General features: G+C 70.2%; 14 protein-coding genes. 7 read left to right on the top strand and 7 right to left on the bottom strand.

What is annotated here, in order from left to right:
• The first annotated feature begins 66 nt into the window (after positions 1-66).
• Positions 67-1,293: a glycosyltransferase gene (locus BN2660_RS04430; RefSeq protein WP_091227783.1), complete on the top strand. Its 1,227-nt coding sequence runs from the start codon at positions 67-69 to the stop codon at positions 1,291-1,293.
• A gap of 16 nt (positions 1,294-1,309) precedes the next feature.
• Positions 1,310-2,509, top strand: coding sequence for a glycosyltransferase (locus BN2660_RS04425; protein WP_091227781.1), 1,200 nt, complete (start codon positions 1,310-1,312; stop codon positions 2,507-2,509).
• A 51-nt stretch (positions 2,510-2,560) separates the two neighbouring features.
• Here BN2660_RS04425 and BN2660_RS16690 read toward each other — a convergent pair whose 3' ends face one another.
• From BN2660_RS16690 to BN2660_RS16560, 3 genes are read right to left on the bottom strand one after another with little or no spacing between them, the layout of a single operon-like run.
• A complete protein-coding gene (locus tag BN2660_RS16690) occupies positions 2,561-3,103 on the bottom strand; it encodes a hypothetical protein (RefSeq protein ID WP_218054097.1) in 543 nt (180 codons plus the stop codon).
• Between the two features lie 13 nt (positions 3,104-3,116).
• Positions 3,117-3,485, bottom strand: a complete 369-nt coding sequence (locus tag BN2660_RS04415; RefSeq protein ID WP_091227779.1) for a hypothetical protein — start codon at positions 3,483-3,485, stop codon at positions 3,117-3,119.
• A gap of 52 nt (positions 3,486-3,537) precedes the next feature.
• Positions 3,538-3,699 carry a hypothetical protein gene (locus tag BN2660_RS16560; RefSeq protein WP_176697081.1) on the bottom strand — a complete coding sequence of 54 codons (162 nt, stop codon included), beginning with the start codon at positions 3,697-3,699 and terminating at the stop codon, positions 3,538-3,540.
• Positions 3,700-3,791: 92 nt separating this feature from the next.
• On the opposite strand from BN2660_RS16560, the gene BN2660_RS04410 reads away from it, so the two are divergent.
• A complete protein-coding gene (locus tag BN2660_RS04410; RefSeq protein ID WP_176697089.1) occupies positions 3,792-4,763 on the top strand; it encodes a GlxA family transcriptional regulator in 972 nt (323 codons plus the stop codon).
• 36 nt (positions 4,764-4,799) lie between these two features.
• On the opposite strand, the gene BN2660_RS04405 is transcribed toward BN2660_RS04410, so the two are convergent.
• Positions 4,800-5,501 (bottom strand): NRDE family protein, encoded by a 702-nt coding sequence (locus BN2660_RS04405; RefSeq protein ID WP_091227775.1) that lies wholly within the window; start codon positions 5,499-5,501, stop codon positions 4,800-4,802.
• 73 nt (positions 5,502-5,574) lie between these two features.
• Between BN2660_RS04405 and coaBC the strand changes: the two genes are divergently transcribed.
• Together coaBC and BN2660_RS04395 are read left to right on the top strand one after the other, a co-directional pair.
• Entirely contained in the window at positions 5,575-6,789 is a 1,215-nt protein-coding gene (coaBC, locus tag BN2660_RS04400) for a bifunctional phosphopantothenoylcysteine decarboxylase/phosphopantothenate--cysteine ligase CoaBC (RefSeq protein ID WP_091228065.1), read from the top strand.
• A gap of 73 nt (positions 6,790-6,862) precedes the next feature.
• On the top strand, positions 6,863-9,082 hold the full coding sequence (locus BN2660_RS04395) for an ATP-dependent Clp protease ATP-binding subunit (protein WP_091227772.1): 2,220 nt from the start codon (positions 6,863-6,865) through the stop codon (positions 9,080-9,082).
• 62 nt (positions 9,083-9,144) lie between these two features.
• Here BN2660_RS04395 and BN2660_RS04390 read toward each other — a convergent pair whose 3' ends face one another.
• Together BN2660_RS04390 and BN2660_RS04385 are read right to left on the bottom strand one after the other, a co-directional pair.
• A complete protein-coding gene (locus BN2660_RS04390; RefSeq protein ID WP_091227770.1) occupies positions 9,145-10,650 on the bottom strand; it encodes an amino acid permease in 1,506 nt (501 codons plus the stop codon).
• A gap of 131 nt (positions 10,651-10,781) precedes the next feature.
• Positions 10,782-11,369: a nitroreductase family protein gene (locus BN2660_RS04385; RefSeq protein WP_091227768.1), complete on the bottom strand. Its 588-nt coding sequence runs from the start codon at positions 11,367-11,369 to the stop codon at positions 10,782-10,784.
• A 225-nt stretch (positions 11,370-11,594) separates the two neighbouring features.
• Between BN2660_RS04385 and BN2660_RS04380 the strand changes: the two genes are divergently transcribed.
• A complete protein-coding gene (locus tag BN2660_RS04380; protein ID WP_091227766.1) occupies positions 11,595-12,104 on the top strand; it encodes a hypothetical protein in 510 nt (169 codons plus the stop codon).
• A 20-nt stretch (positions 12,105-12,124) separates the two neighbouring features.
• Here the strand turns inward: BN2660_RS04380 and BN2660_RS04375 are convergent, their stop codons facing one another.
• On the bottom strand, positions 12,125-13,036 hold the full coding sequence (locus tag BN2660_RS04375) for a LysR family transcriptional regulator (protein ID WP_091227764.1): 912 nt from the start codon (positions 13,034-13,036) through the stop codon (positions 12,125-12,127).
• Positions 13,037-13,196: 160 nt separating this feature from the next.
• Here BN2660_RS04375 and BN2660_RS04370 point away from each other — a divergent pair, with 160 nt between their 5' ends.
• Positions 13,197-16,685, top strand: a complete 3,489-nt coding sequence (locus BN2660_RS04370) for a proline dehydrogenase family protein (protein ID WP_091228064.1) — start codon at positions 13,197-13,199, stop codon at positions 16,683-16,685.
• The last annotated feature ends 95 nt before the right edge of the window (positions 16,686-16,780 follow it).

Here is a 16,780-nt window from a genome sequence, read left to right as displayed (position 1 = left end):
CAGAGGCCTCGGGTAGAGTGGCCAGCGCCCAGACCGGGCTCCCTGGCCGCCGCACCGTAAGGCAGAATGTCCTCCTCTCCCTCCGATCCGACGAACGCCCCTGAGTCTGCGACTGAGTCCGGGCAGCGTCCGCTGCGCATCCTCCTCGGCTGCGACACGTTCGCGCCCGACATCAACGGCGCCGCCCGCTTCGCCGAGCGACTCGCCGCCGGCCTCGTGCAGCGCGGCAACGACGTGCACGTCGTCGCGCCGAACCAGGCATACCGCCGCGCGGCCGCCCGCACCGAGGTGATCGAGGGTGAGCCCATGACTCTGCACCGACTGCCGTCGGTGCGCTGGGCCCCGCACGACTGGCTGCGGTTCGTCTGGCCGTGGCGCTCCAAGCATTACGCCCGCAAGGTCCTCGACGCGGTCCGCCCCGATGTCGTGCACATCCAGTCCCACATCGTCATCGGTCGGGGGCTCGCCCGCATCGCGCACGAGCGCGGCATCCCGGTGATCGCGACCAACCACGTCATGGCCGAGAACATCCTCGATCACACGACGATGCCGAAGTTCATCGACGACCTGGTGCTGCGCTTCGCCTGGGCCGACGCCAAGCGCACCTTCGCGCTGACGCGGGCGATCACGACTCCGACCCGACGCGCGGCCGACTTCCTCGAGCGCACCGTCGAGGTCCGCAACGTGATCCCGGTCAGCTGCGGCATCGATCGCACGCAGTACCGGCCGGTCATCGGCCCACGGGAGAAGAACCGCATCGTCTTCGTCGGCCGCCTCACCGCCGAGAAGCAGGTGGAGGTCATCCTTCAGGCGATCACGAAGCTCGACCCGGCGCTCGACGTGACCTTCGACATCGTCGGCGGGGGCGACCAGCGCAAGCAGCTCGAGAACCTCGCGACGCAGCTGGGCATCGCCGACCGCGTCGCGTTCCACGGGCGCACCACCGACGAGGAGCTCCGTGCTCTGCTGTCGCGCGCCTCGGTCTTCACGATCGCGTCGATCGCCGAACTGCAGTCGATCGCGACCATGGAGGCCATGGCCTCGGCCCTCCCGATCGTGGCCGCGGATGCCGTCGCGCTGCCGCACCTCGTGCACGACGGGCAGAACGGCTACCTCTTCGAGCCGGGCAACGCCGACGCGCTCGCGGCACGGCTGACGGACGTACTGACGGCCGACACCGCCGAATTCGAGCGGATGCAGCAGGCATCGCTCGACGGCGTGCTCATCCACGACATCAACCGGACCCTCGACACGTTCGAAGCGCTGTACCGCGACGAGCCGCTTCCGGCATAGGCGCGGCGCCACCGTCATGCACATCGTCTTCTTCGGCGATCAGCACCTCGAGTCCCTGGGCGGCGCGCAGGTGTCGATGCGGCTGCAGCGGGAGTACCTCGAGCGCGCCGGGCACACCGTGACCGTCGTCGCGCCGAAGATGCACGGACCCCGCGCCGTCGCCCCCGCCCTCGGCGACGTGGACCTGCCGTCCGTGCCGATCACCGTCGACCGCGAGTACGCGATGAGCTGGCCGGGTCGCCGCACCGACCGGTTCGTCGACCGTGCCCTGACCCGACGTCCACCGGTCGACCTCGTGCACGTGCAGGCCGACTTCTGGGGGGCCTTCATCGGGCATCGCTATGCGGCGCGCCACGGGATCCCGGTGGTCCACACGATGCACAACCGCGTCGACGTGGGCATCGCGGCCGTGACGCCGCTGCATCGTCCCGCGCTCGCCGTCCTGAACGCCTGGCGGCGCCGAGCCCTGCGAGGAATCGGATCCGCGGTGCCCGGGCACGACGGATGGGCCTTCCTTCGAGGACTCGCCGCGGGGGCGTCCGCGGTGACCGCGCCCTCCACCCACTTCGCCCGGCGGCTGGAGGAGCACGCCGTGTTCAGCCCCGTCGATGTGGTGTGGAACGGCATCGACGACGACGTCCGCGACGCGACCCTCGCCGACGCGCCGGCGGTGCGCACCCCGGGGCGACCGCGCTTCGTCTGGCTGGGGCGGATGAGCCCCGAGAAGCGGCTGCTGCCCTTCCTCGAGGCGTTCGTCGAATCGGGAGTCGATGCAGAGCTCGAGATCATCGGCGGGGGCGCCCAGCGCGGCGCTGCCGAGAAGATCGTCGCCGGCCACGGGAACGTCCGGTTCGCCGGGCGACTCACCTATCCGCAGACGCTGGCGAGGATCGCCGCCGCGGATGCCCTCGTGCAGACGTCCATCGGATTCGAGACCCAGGGGATGACGCCCTTCGAGGCCGCGACCCTCGGCACCCCCTCGGTCATCAGCGACCCCGACATCGCTGCCGAGCTGGGTGGCGGTCTCTGGGCCGTGCCGGGCGCCGCGGGCACGGAGGAGCAGCGCAAGGCCGGTCTCGTCGAGACGCTGCGGCGCGCGGCATCCGACATCTCAGCCGGTACTGCGCCGGCGCCCATGCGGGAGGTCTCCGAGGCCTTCCGGCAGTCGTCGCGGACCGCCGCCATGATCGAGGTCTACGGCCGAGTCCTCGGGTGAGCCGAGGGGCCCCGGACTCGTCGGTGACGAGAGGGGCTCGGCCCGCGAGGGTCAGAACCCGAGGTTGTACACGGCGCTCGACAGCACCGACACCAGCGTGCCCGCCAGCGTGCTCCCGGCGATCCCGATCGCGATGGCCGCGAGCAGGTGGGGCGCAGGCCTGCGCAGCGCGGCGATGCCCAGCACGAGCCCGGCGGCCGCGCCGACGAAGACCAGGAACTCGAGGATGCTCGAGACGCCGCTGAGTGCCTGGAACCCGATGCTCGCATAGAGGAGCTGCAGGAGGAACTGCCCGACGAGTCCGACACCCACCGCGATCACGGTCACGAGGAAGGCCGTGCGTCCGACCGGATTGCCGGCGCTGACGGGTGCGGGTGACGCGGGGCCGTAGGTGCCGGGCTGGGCACCGTAGGGCTGGCCCGGCTGGGCGCCGTAGGGCTGACCGGGCTGGCCGGGCTGGGCGCCGTAGGGGTGGCCGGGCTGGGCGCCGTAGGGCTGACCGGGCTGGGCGCCGTAGGGCTGACCCGGCTGCGTGTAGGGCTGACCCGGCTGCGCGTAGGGCTGGCCGGGTGCGGGCTGCGGGGTGTCGCTCATGGTGGCCCTTCGGTCAGGAGTAGATCAGTGCGAAGGCGAGGTTCGACAGCCAGGACAGCACGATGCCGGCGATCGCGGAGGCGCTGATCCCGATCGCGATGCCCGCGAGGATCTGCTGCCCGGGACGCCGGACGGCCAGGAGTCCGAGGATCAGGGCCACGACCGCCACGACGAGCACGAGGCCGTTGCCCACGGCCCCGACCGCACCGATCGCCACGGTCTCGTAGAGCGACCGGATGATGAACGGGAACGCGAGTGTCACGACCAGGCTGATCGCGAGCGCCACCAGGGGCGGGCCGGGCTGCGGCGGGCCGGGCTGCGGCTGACCGGGGTACGGCTGCCCCTGGTACGGCTGCGCGGGGGGCTGCTGCGGCTCGCTCATGACTCCGAGCGTAGCGCCGTCACCCGGCCGACGGGAGAGGACTGTTGCGCCGTCAGCGGTAGGTGTGCCCGGCCCCGGCGCGGTCGAAGGCGTCGCGAGACCTGACGCGCGTCCAGTCGGTGGGGACACGCCGGTAGCCGTCGCGACGGAGTTCGACCACGGTGGCGACCGCGGCCCAGATGGCTAGTGCGAGAAGTGAGATGAGGAGTATCATGGCAGAAACACTACGATCACCGTCGATTCTGCCACGAGTGGCAGAATTGACTATTGTCGTAGGAATCCTGCCAAACCCCGGGAGTCGCCATGATGAAGACGGTCGCCTGCATCGTCCAAGACGGATTCGCCCCGTTCGAATTCGGGCTCGCCTGCGAGGCGTTCGGGCTCGACAGGTCGAACGACGGTGTTCCGAACTTCGACTTCCGTGTCATCGCCCCGCACCCCGGCGTCGTGAAGTCGAAGCTGGGGTTCTCGATCAACGTCGAGCACGACCTCTCCTACGCCTATGAGGCCGACCTGGTGATCTTCTGCCCGGTGCCGCGCGAGTACTGGACGCAGATCGATCCGCTGCTGATCGAGGCCGCGCGCGACGCGGTCGCCCGGGGTGCCTGGGTGCTCACGATCTGCAGCGGCTCGTTCATCCTCGGTGCCGCCGGGGTGCTCGACGGGCGACGCGCCACCACCCACTGGATGTACTCCGATGTGATGGCGGAGATGTACCCGCAGATCGAGATCGACCCCGATGTGCTGTTCGTGCAGGACGACCGCATCATCACCAGCGCGGGCACCGCGGCCGGGATCGACGCCTGCCTGCACCTGCTGCGCCAGGAACTCGGCGCCGAGCTCACCAACCGCATCGCCCGGCGCATGGTCGTGCCTCCGCAGCGCGACGGCGGTCAGGCGCAGTTCATCGACCGTCCGATCCCCGTCGTCGCGAGCGACTCCCTCGCCGCCGTCGCGGACTGGGCGGTCGAGCACCTTCGCGACGACCTGGGCGTCGACCAGCTCGCCGCCCGCGCGCTGATGTCGCCACGCACCTTCGCACGCCGCTTCAAGGCCGAGTACGGGGCGACGCCGGCCGCCTGGCTCGCCAGGCAGCGGGTGCTGCATGCGCAGCGGATGCTGGAGCGCACCGAGCTGTCGCTCGAGCAGATCGCCGACGAGTGCGGGTTCGGGTCGGCGGCGGTGCTGCGACAGAACTTCTCACGCGTGCTCGGCACGACGCCGACCGCGTACCGCTCGCGGTTCTCGTGCGCCGACGACACGGAGTCGGCAGCCTGACCGAGTCGGCCTGACCGGAAGCGCAGTCCGGGGTCGTCAGTGATCCCAGTGCGCGGGACTCGGCAGAGCGTGATCGCGCACGACCACGCCGTCGGGTGAGACGGAGGCGACGGCGTAGAGCAGGGACTGCGTCGGATACCCGTGCGGGCGGTTGTCGCGGATGATGGCGCGATCGTCCTCGGGGGCGAGTGCCGCCGACTCGGCGAGAAGCGCCGTCCACTCCTCGGCCCAGTCCGCGCTGGCCGCGGTCGGACCCAGTGCCCGGAAGCGCGGAAGCCACGTGCGGATGCGCGGAGTGACCTCATCGTCGAGATCGTCGTGCGCGATCATGTGCGTGCCCGGCGGCACGGCCGAGGTCCGGAGCTCCGCGCCGTCCCACGAGATCACCCTCGTCTCCTCCGGGCCGACCTCGAGCAGATTGAAGCCGTGCATCGGCAGCACCCCCGAGGGCGATCGGCCCATGACGGACTCCAGCGCCAGAGAGCCGCGCGACTGCGCACGCTCCTCGGGGAGATCGGTCACATCCGCACGATTGAGCAGCACCGCCAGGCGTCCCGACGCGGGGTTCATGGCCATCCATGCCCCGCCGGCCCGGCGGTCGCGGATTCCCGAGACGCCGGGGTAGGCCTCCGGCCACCATTCGCCGAGGGCGTCCCAGTCGCGCTGCGGATCCTCATCGCGCACCGCGAGCAGCCGCGCGGGCCCGGCATCCGCCACATCGATCACCACGGTGCACACGCAGGCCAGTCTAGGTCGCGGGCCGCGCACGGGCTCCGGCCCGCGGAGGCGGATGCTGCGGCAGAATCGAACCGTGAACATCGTCGTCGGAGTTACGGGTGGCATCGCCGCATACAAGACAGTGCACCTGGTGCGGCTGCTGACCAAGGCAGGACACGAGGTGACGGTGGTTCCGACGGAGGACGCGCTGCGGTTCGTGGGCACACCGACCTGGGAGGCCCTCAGCCGGCATCCGGTGACGACGAGCGTCCACGACGATGTCGCGAAGGTCCGGCACGTCGCGCTGGGACAGAACGCCGACCTCGTGATCGTCGCACCGGCGACGGCGAACTCGATCGCCAAGATCACCGCCGGCATCGCCGACGACCTTCTCGGCACGACGCTGCTGGCGACCGAGGCGCCGGTGCTGCTCGCGCCCGCCATGCACGCCGAGATGTGGCGCAACGCCGCCACGCAGGCGAACATCCAGACCCTCACGAGCCGGGGTGTGCACCTGGTCGGCCCGGCCGACGGCGAGCTCGCGGGCGGAGACAGCGGCCCCGGTCGCATGGTCGAGCCGGAGGACATCTTCGCCGCCGCGGTCGCGCTCCTCGCGCCGCGCGACCTGGACGGACTGCGCGTGGTCGTCTCCGCCGGAGGGACCAGGGAGCCGATCGACCCGGTGCGCTTCCTCGGCAACCGCTCCAGCGGCCGGCAGGGGGTCGCGCTCGCGGCAGAGGCCGCGTCGCGGGGAGCATCGGTGACTGTGGTCGCGGCGAACGTCGCCGGTGACGTGCTCGCCGAGGCGCGGCATCCGTCGGTCGAGGTCGTCGGCGTCGAGACGGCGGCACAGCTGGCGGATGCGATGAAGGCGGCATCCCGCGCGGCAGACATCGTGATCATGGCCGCCGCCGTGGCCGACTACCGCCCCGCCTCCGCCTCGGATCAGAAACTCACCAAGGAGCAGGGCCCGCTCACGAGCATCGAGCTCGTGGAGAACGAGGATGTGGTGGCCGCGCTCGCCGCGGCGCGCACTGCCGGCGGAGGCCCGACCGAGCAGGTGATCGTCGCGTTCGCGGCTGAGACGCTGCCGGACGCCGAGGAGCGGCGGGAGCGTGCGCGGCGCAAGCGTGAGCGCAAGGGCGTCGACCTGCTCGCCGTGAACCTCGCCGACGCGGACCACGGGTTCGAGAAGCGCGACAACGCGGTCGAGATCGTCGGAGAGGGTGGCGCGATCGTCGCATCTGCCGCAGGCTCGAAGCGCGAGGTGGCGAGAGCGATCCTCGACGCAGTGCGCGCGATGCGCTAAACTTGAGTCAAGAACACTCAACTTTGCGGATGGACCACACCGCGACCAGAAGGAGTCTCCTCAGGAGGAACAGATGCCAGGCCCACAGAGCACGCCGCAGAACGACGACCAGCAGTCCGCCCTCGAGCAGTTCGGGATCAATCTCACCGACCGCGCCCGCCAGGGCAAGCTCGACCCCGTGATCGGCCGCGACAGCGAGATCCGCCGCGTCAGCCAGGTCCTCACCCGTCGCACCAAGAACAACCCGGTGCTGATCGGCGAGCCCGGCGTCGGCAAGACCGCGGTCGTCGAAGGCCTCGCGCAGCGCATCGTCGCGGGCGATGTCGCCGAGTCGCTCAAGGACAAGGAGCTGGTGTCGCTCGACATCTCAGCCCTCGTCGCCGGTGCCATGTACCGAGGCCAGTTCGAGGAACGTCTGAAGAGCGTGCTCAAGGAGATCACCGAGTCCGACGGACGCGTCATCACCTTCATCGACGAGCTGCATGTGCTCATGGGCGCAGGTGGCGGCGAGGGATCCGTCGCCGCGTCGAACATGCTGAAGCCCATGCTCGCCCGCGGCGAGCTGCGGCTGATCGGCGCGACGACTCTCAACGAGTACCGCGAGTTCATCGAGAAGGATGCCGCGCTGGAGCGCCGCTTCCAGCAGGTGTACGTGGGCGAGCCGACCGTCGAGGACACGATCGCGATCCTCCGCGGACTCAAGGGTCGATACGAGGCGCATCACGGAGTCACGATCTCGGACAGCGCCCTGGTCGCGGCCGCCGCGCTGTCGAACCGCTACCTGCCCGCGCGTCAGCTTCCGGACAAGGCGATCGACCTGATCGATGAGTCCATGTCGCGGCTCAAGATGGAGATCGACTCGTCGCCGGTCGAGATCGACCAGCTCAAGCGCCAGGTCGACCGGATGAAGCTCGAGGAGCTCGCCCTCAAGCGCGAGAAGGACGCCGCGTCGAAGGAGCGCCTGGCGGCGCTGCGCGAGCAGCTCGTCGGCATGGAGGCGCAGCTCGCCGACCTCGAGGCCCGGTGGGCGCGCGAGCGTCAGGGCCTGAACCGCGTCGGCGATCTGAAGAAGCGGCTCGACGACGCCGTCACGCAGCGCGACCTCGCGATGCGCAACGCCGACTACACGAAGGCGTCGAAGCTCGAGTACGAGACCATCAAGCGCCTGGAGCGCGAGATCGCCGAGGCCGAGCAGGCCGAGGCCGCCGTCTCGACCGAAGGACGCATGGTCAACGAGCAGGTCACCGAAGAGGACATCGCCGCCGTGATCGCCGCGTGGACCGGCATCCCCGTCGGTCGTCTGCTGCAGGGCGAGAGCGAGCGGCTGCTGCACCTCGAGTCCGAGCTCGGGCGTCGCCTGATCGGGCAGAAGGATGCCGTCAAGGCGGTGTCCGACGCGGTCCGGCGCTCGCGTGCCGGCATCAGCGACCCCGGACGTCCGACCGGGTCGTTCCTCTTCCTCGGCCCGACCGGCGTCGGAAAGACCGAGCTCGCGAAGGCTCTGGCGGACTTCCTCTTCGACGACGAGCGCGCCATGGTGCGCATCGACATGTCGGAGTACGGCGAGAAGCACTCCGTCTCCCGGCTCGTCGGCGCCCCTCCCGGGTACGTCGGCTACGAACAGGGCGGTCAGCTCACCGAGGCCGTGCGGCGACGCCCGTACAGCGTCGTCCTCCTCGACGAGGTCGAGAAGGCGCACCCCGAGGTGTTCGACGTGCTGCTGCAGGTGCTCGACGACGGTCGCCTGACCGACGGCCAGGGGCGCACGGTCGACTTCTCGAACGTCATCCTGATCCTCACCTCGAACCTCGGCTCGCCGATCCTCATCGACCCGACGCTGTCGGTCGAGGTGAAGCGCGAGCAGGTCATGGGTCTCGTGCGGCAGGCGTTCCGTCCGGAGTTCCTCAACCGCCTGGACGACATCGTCATGTTCTCGGCGCTGAGCGAAGACGACCTCGCACAGATCGTCGAGCTGTCGGTCGACCAGCTGCATGACCGGCTGCGCGATCGTCGGCTCACGCTGGCGGTCACCCCGGATGCCCGGTCGTGGCTCGCCGAGCGCGGCTACGACCCGATGTTCGGTGCACGGCCGCTTCGCCGCCTCATCCAGACCGAGGTGCAGAACAAGCTGGCGACGGCTCTGCTCTCGGGCGGTGTGCGCGACGGCGACACGGTGCGCGTGGACGTGGCGGCCGACGGTACGGGCCTCGTGCTCACGTCGACCTCCCCGGAGGCGACGGACGAGCCCGATGGCGACGACGAGGTCATCGAAGCCGAGCTGCTCGACGACTGACACGCGACAGGCTCAGCGACCCCAGAGACGGGTCGCTGAGCCTGTCGAACGGCCTGGGGCGGTCAGATCCTCGTGCTGCGGCTCGCGATCGCATCCGCCGCGAGCTCGCGCCCGATGAGCGAGTGCCGACGCGAGTAGGCGAAGTAGATCACCATGCCGAGCGCCAGCCAGATCGCGAAGCGCACCCAGGTCTCGGTGCTGAGGTTCAGCATGAGCCAGAAGCAGGCGAGCGCCGAGATCCACGGCAGCCACGGCGAGAGCGGCACCGTGAACGGGCGCTCGAGGTCGGGGCGGGTCTTGCGCAGGATCGGCACTCCGATGCTCACGAGCACGAACGCCGACAGCGTGCCGATGTTGATCATGTCGCCGAGCACCTGCACGTCGGTGAAGCCGGCGATGAGGGCGATGACGACGCCGACGATGAGCTGAATGCGGATCGGGGTGCCGCGCTTGGCGTCGGTGACGCTCAGGGAACGGGGGAGGAGGCCGTCGCGGCTCATCGCGAACACGACGCGGGCGAGTCCCATGAGCAGCACCATGACGACGGTCGTGAGGCCGACGAGGCTGCCTATCGCGATCACCTGCGCCGCCCAGGTCGCACCCACGAGCTCGAACGCGCTCGACAGCGACGGCTCGTCGAGCTTTGCGAGCTCGGTGTACGAGACCATGCCGGTGATGACGATGGCGACCAGCACGTAGAGCACGGTCACGATGATGAGACCGAGGATGATGCCGCGCGGCACCGTCCGCTTCGGGTCCTTGGTCTCCTCGGCGCTGGTGGCCACGACGTCGAACCCGATGAACGCGAAGAAGACGAGTGCGGCCCCGCTGAGGATGCCGAAAACGCCGTACATCGTCGGGTCGGCGCCCGTCATGAAGGAGAACAGCGACTGCGTCCAGGCGCTCTCGGACGCTGCGCCCGTCTCGGCCGGAGGCACGAACGGCGTGTAGTTGGCGCCGTTGATGAAGAACAGGCCGACGATGATCACGAAGAGCACGATCGCGACCTTGATGACCGTGAACACGCTGTTCACCCGGCTCGACAGCCGCGTTCCGAGCGCCAGGAGCACCGTGAAGATCGCGACGATGACGACGGGGCCCCAGTCGAACGCGAGCGGACCGAGCTGCAGCGTCATCGGGATCTCGAGGTCGAACAGGGACACCGCGTCGCCGAGGTAGACGCCCCAGTACTTCGCGATCACGGCCGAGGCCATGAGCATCTCGAGGATGAGGTCCCAGCCGATGATCCAGGCGAGGAACTCGCCCAGGGTCGAGTAGGTGAACGTGTAGGCCGAGCCTGCCACCGGAATGGAGGAGGCGAACTCGGCGTAGCAGAGGATCGCCAGGCCGCACACGGCGGCGGCGATGATGAACGAGATGATCACCGCGGGCCCGGCGTGACGAGCCGAGGCCTCGGCGCCGACGGAGAAGATGCCCGCGCCGACGGCGACGGCGACGCCCATGACGGCGAGGTCCCAGGTGCCGAGCGACCGCTTCAGCGAGCGTTTCTCATCGTGCGTCTCTGCCATCGACTGCTCGACGGACTTGATCCTTCGCTGAATTGCCATGCCGACGATTGTAAGTCGACGGGCGGTCCGCATCCCTCACGAAACAGCGCTCCCGCCGCATCCGCTGTCGCTGCACGGGGATGCGGACGACAGGGACGCGGCGGGAGCGGAGGGATGCTCTCGCGAGCAGATCAGGCGCTGAGGATGACCGTCTCGTCGATCGGGCGACGCACGCGCGGGGCGACCTCGCGCTCGCGCAGCACCTCGGGCAGGCTGTCGACGTCGCCGAACTCGCCCACGGCGATGACGGTGGCGGGGACGAAGCGCTCGTCGAGGTCGGCGAACTCACGGACGACCTCGGGGTCGAAGCCGCTCATCTGATGCACGACGAGGCCGTCGTGGTGGGCCTGCACCGAGAAGTGCGCGACGGCCTGGCCGAGGTCGTAGAAGGCGTGCGTGACGGGAGTGCCGTCCTCCGTCGCGGTCTCGGCGACGGCGACGACGAGCGCGGCCGCATTCGTCGCCCACATCTGGTTGAAGCCCATGAGGGAGTCGACGATCTGCGCGTGCAGTGCGGTGCCGCGACGGGCGACGATGAAACGCCAGGGCTGCGAGTTGTTGGCGGAGGGGCTCCAGCGTGCGGCTTCGAGAGCCGTCGCGAGCTTGGCCTCGTCGATCTCGTTCTGCGCGTCGTACGCGCGGGGGCTCCAGCGCCCGGCGAGGACGTCGAGCACGGGGTGCTCGGTGGGGGCGGTGCGGTCGAGGACGGGAGAACTCACGGAAGTGCCTTTCGAGAAGGAGTCGATCGGACTCCTTCGTCCGCGTACAGGGGGTGGGAACGCATGTATGTGCATGCATATTCCCGCACGGCTCCGCGCGCTCGACGCAGAGGGCAGGCATCCGAGCCGCGCCACGCCATCTGTATCCACATGGGGACGAAACGCCCGCATGTGATCGGGTATGGTTCTCGAACGCGCACCGGAGGAACGGCGAGAGGAGTCGACATGGATCGCACGCCGCTTCCCGCGTTCTCGCGGGAGTACGCCGAGGCGACGGTCGCCGGCCTCGGTGATCGACCGCGCGCCGAGGCCGAGCAGCATGTCGTGGAGTGCCTGAAGACGCTCGTGCTCGCCTCTGCGCTGCCCGACCTCCCGATCGCGTCCTCGCCCGAGCTCGACTCGGTCTGGAGGTCGCTCGCGGTGCAGACGTCGTCGTATCTCGAGCTGTGCACGCGCCTCCCCGGCGGCCACCTCCTCGAACGCGACATCGGCGGCGGCGACCCGACTCCTGACCACTCGGCGCGACTCGTCGCCCTGTACGTGCAGAGCCTCGGGCCCTTCACGCCGCGCTCGGCACTGCTCTGGCCCGCGGCCCGGTTCGTGATGGTCGAGCTCCGCGTCGGTCTCTCGGGTCTCAACGACGCCGGGGGAGGGTGGGATGCAGGGTGGACTCTCCCGCCGGGCTCACCGTGGTGGCGGCTCGGCGAGGTGCTGCGTATCTCCGAGCTCGTCTGAGCGTCTGCGCGAGGGGTCCGTCAGTCGGGGAGGATGTGCGCGGCGGCCCCGGCCAATGCCTTGCGCACTGCCCGGATGGACGGAGCCGCGGCCGAGACGCGGCGTGCGGACGAGAAGATCTCTCGCCGAGGCGCATCGGGCAGCGCGGCGAGGCCGACCGAGGGCGTGTCGCCGGCCCACACCAGCTCGGGCAGCAGTCCCACGGCAAGACCCGCATGGATCAGGCGCACGTGCGCGGTGAGGTCGGCGACCTCGAAGCGGACGTCCGGCTCGAAGCCCGCGGTGCGGCACAGCTGCTCGGCCCAGGCGCGGGATGCGGTGCCCGCCGGCTCCAGCACCCAGGGGTCGTCTCGGGTCGCCCACAGGGCAGCGGCGGCATCCGTACCGGTCACGTCGCCCGGCGCGCTCCTCGCCAGTGCGATCGCGTCGTGCGCGAGAACCACGCGATCGAGGTCGGCGTGGATGGGGCGCGTACGGCCGGGGTACTGCTCGGCGAGGATGAGGTCGAAGTCCCGACTCGAGACGCCCACGAGTCCGGTCTCGGGGTCGCATTCGGTGACCTCGACCCTCAGCGCCGGATGCTCGGACTTCAACGCCTCGAGCGAGCGGGGGAGCAGCGAATGCGCGGCCGACTGGAAGACGGCGATGTGCACCGTTCCGGTGACCTCGGTCAGAGATTCCGCGACGGCGACCTCGGCGTGCTCGAGCTGGTCGAGGATCGCGATCGCCTGCGCGACGAGGACGTTTCCCTGAGGCGTGAACTGCACGCCGCGGCCGACCCTGCGCAGCAGCGGGACGCCGACTTCGCGCTCGAGCGCGGCGAGCTGCTGCGACACCGAGGCCTTGCTGTACGACAGCGCGTCGGCCACCGCAGACAGGGTGCCGCGGCGGGACAGCTCGACGAGCATCCGGAGCCTGTTGACGTCCAGCATCCGCTCTCTCCTGTCGCCGTGGTGGTCGGCTACGCAATCGTTCAGCTCAGCCGAACAGAATCCGCTCGGATCGGTTGATAGACGTAGCCTACTCGGCGGCCCGACAATGATCGAGCCGCACACGAACCCGGGTGTGCGATCCCCCGAGAGGTACCCGCTCATGACCGTCGCCGCCGACACCACCACACCCGAGACCACGCCGCGCACCGAAGACGTCGCAGCCCTGGTGCAGCGCTGGCTCGCTGAGAGCGAGACGCATCCCGTCGAGCCCGCCGCCCAGCGCCTGTCCGAGGTCCTCAAGGACCCGAACGGACTCGCCTTCACCGTCGGGTTCGTCGACGGCGTGATGCGCCCCGAAGACCTCAGCGTCGCCGGTCGCAAGCTCGCCGAGATCTCTGAGATCACCCCGACCCTCCTTCCGGCGTACCTGCGGGCGGCCATCAAGACCGGCGGATTCTGGGCGCCGAAGCTCCCCGGCGTCGTGGTGCCGATCTCACGCCGGGTGCTGCGCGCGATGGTGGGACACCTCGTTCTCGACGCCACGCCGTCGAAGCTCGGCCCCGCGATCGCGAAGCTGCGCAAGAGCGGCAACCGCCTGAACCTCAACCTCCTCGGCGAGGCCGTGCTCGGCGAGCGCGAGGCCGGACGACGCCTGCAGGGCACCTACGACTTCCTCGCCCGCAAGGACGTCGACTACGTCTCGATCAAGGTCTCGAGCGTGGTCAGCCAGCTCTCGATGTGGTCGTTCGACGAGGCCGTCGCCGATGTCGTCGAGAAGCTCACGCCGCTGTACGAGCTGGCGGCCGCGTCGGAGGCGAACGGCCGCACCAAGTTCATCAACCTCGACATGGAGGAGTACCGCGACCTCGACCTCACCATCGCCGCGTTCACGAGCATCCTCGATCAGCCGGGGCTCGAGAACCTCGAGGCGGGCATCGTGCTGCAGGCCTACCTGCCCGACGCCCTCTCGGCGATGCAGCGCCTGCAGGAGTGGGCGGCGGCTCGCCGGGCCCGGGGCGGCGCCGCCATCAAGGTCCGCGTCGTCAAGGGCGCCAACCTCGCCATGGAGGAGGTCGACGCGAAGGTGCACGGCTGGCCGCTCGCGACCTACGGCACCAAGCAGGACTCCGACACCAACTACAAGCGCGTGCTCGACTGGGCGATGACGCCGGAGCGCCTGGATGCCGTGCGCATCGGCGTCGCGGGTCACAACCTCTTCGACATCGCGTACACGTGGCTGCTCGCGAAGGACCGGAACGTCACCGATGCCGTGGAGTACGAGATGCTCCTCGGCATGGCGACCGGTCAGGCCGAGGCCGTGCGCAAGGACGTCGGACAGCTGCTGCTCTACACGCCGGTCGTGAACCCGGCCGAGTTCGACGTCGCGATCGCCTACCTCGTGCGCCGCCTCGAGGAGAACGCGAGCCCCGAGAACTTCATGTCGGCGGTGTTCGAGCTCGCGTCGAACCCGCAGCTGCTCACTCGCGAGCGCGAGCGCTTCGAGCGTTCGCTCGCCGCCCTCGAGGCGGACCGCAGCGTGCCCGCGTCGAACCGCGTGCAGGATCGCGCGGCGGAGGCGGCGGATGCTGCTGCCGGCCGCACCGCGACGACCACGGGCTTCGCGAACCAGCCCGACAGCGACCCGGCCATCGCCGGCAACCGCACCTGGGGTCGCGAGATCCTCGCGCGTTCGGTCGACTCCACACTGGGCCTCGACTCCATCGCCCTGGGCCGCGTCGAGACGCGCGACGAGCTCGACGGCGTCTTCGCCGCTGCCACCGCGGCGGCGGCGAGGTGGGCCGCCCTGCCTGCGGCCGAGCGTGCCGCGGTGCTGCACCGCGCGGGTGACGAGCTCGCCGCGCGACGCGGCCAGCTGATCGAGATCATGGCGCACGAGGCGGGCAAGACCATCGCCGAGGCCGACCCCGAGGTGAGCGAGGCCATCGACTTCGCGCACTACTACGCCGAGCGCGCTCTGGACCTCGAGAGCATCCCCGGCGCCGAGTTCGTGCCGTCGAAGGTCACGGTCGTCACCCCGCCGTGGAACTTCCCCGTCGCGATCCCCGCGGGCGGTGTGCTCGCCGGTCTCGCCTCCGGATCAGGCGTCGTCATCAAGCCGGCGAAGCTGACCCAGCGGTGCGGTGCCGTCATGGTCGAGGCCCTGTGGGCTGCGGGCGTGCCCCGCGACCTGCTCGCACTCGTCGACCTCGCGAACCGCGACCTGGGTACCCAGCTCGTCGCCAGCCCTGCGGTCGACCGCGTGATCCTCACGGGTGCGTACGAGACGGCGCAGCTATTCCGCTCGTTCCGCTCCGACCTGCCGCTGCTCGCCGAGACCAGCGGCAAGAACGCGATCATCGTGACGCCGTCGGCCGACCTCGACCTCGCGGCCGCCGACGTCGCCCGCAGCGCGTTCGGGCACGCGGGGCAGAAATGCTCCGCGGCATCCCTCGCCATCCTCGTCGGCTCGGTCGCGGACTCCGAGCGCTTCGAGCGTCAGCTCGTCGATGCGGTGACGTCGATGCGCGTGGGCCTGCCCGACGACCCGGCGACCCAGATGGGGCCGATCATCGAGCCCGCCGACGGCAAGCTGCTGACCGCGCTCACGACCCTCGACAAGGGCGAGCGCTGGCTCGTCGAGCCGAAGAAGCTCGATGACGAGGGTCGCCAGTGGACCCCCGGCGTGAAGATCGGTGTCGCTCCCGGATCCACCACCCACCTGACGGAGTTCTTCGGCCCGGTGCTCGGCATCATGCACGCGAAGGACCTCGACGAGGCGATCCGTCTGCAGAACGCGGTCGACTACGGTCTGACCGCCGGCATCCACTCGCTGGACTCCGCCGAGGTCGCGACGTGGATCGACGGCGTCGAGGCCGGCAACCTCTACGTCAACCGCGGCATCACCGGGGCGATCGTGCAGCGTCAGCCGTTCGGCGGGTGGAAGCGCTCGGCCGTCGGAGCGGGCGCCAAGGCCGGAGGGCCGAACTACCTGTTCGGGCTCGGCGACTGGACACGCGCCGAGCTCCCCGCAGCCGCTCCGGGCGCCGCGACGGCCCCCGCCGTCGAGGCGCTGCTGACCGCATCCGCCGCCGCCCTCGACGCGGTCGAGATCGAGTGGCTGCATCGCGCCGCGGCATCCGACGAGCGTGCGTGGGTCGACGAGTTCGGCGCCGTGACCGACAAGTCCGGGCTCGAGGTCGAGCGCAACGTCTTCCGGTACCGTCCGGTCGCGGCCGACGTGCGCATCGCGGAGGGCGCGTCGCTGGTCGACGGCATCCGCGTGATCGCCGCCGCCCTCCGAAGCGGCAGCCCCTTCACGGTGTCCGCGGCGGTGCTGCCCTCTCGCGTCGAGAAGGCGCTGCGCGCCCAGGGCGTGACGGTCGCACAGGAGAAGGACGCCGCGTGGGTCGCGCGCTTCGCGAAGGCGGCTGCCAAGGCGGAGCACACCTGGCAGCGGGTCCGTCTGGTCGGAGGCGACCCCTCGGCCCTGTTCGAGGCGCTCGGCGGTACCCCCGATGTCGCCGTGTGGTCGCACGCCGTCACCGGTGCAGGTCGCGTCGAGATGCTCCCGTTCCTGCATGAGCAGGCGATCTCGATCACCAACCACCGCTTCGGCAACCCCACCACCCTGTCGGACGGGCTGCTCTGACCCGTCCGGCCCGGTCGGCCCGGTCGGCCCGGTCGGCCCGGTCTGCCCGGTCTGCCCCTCCCGCCCGGATCTGACCTCGGCCCCCGCACCCTGGA

The sequence above is a fragment of the Microbacterium sp. 3J1 genome (assembly GCF_001049495.1).
GTDB lineage: Bacteria > Actinomycetota > Actinomycetes > Actinomycetales > Microbacteriaceae > Microbacterium.
The sequence above is the reverse complement of the archived record's forward strand: the minus strand, read 5'-3'. Positions and strand labels throughout refer to the sequence as shown.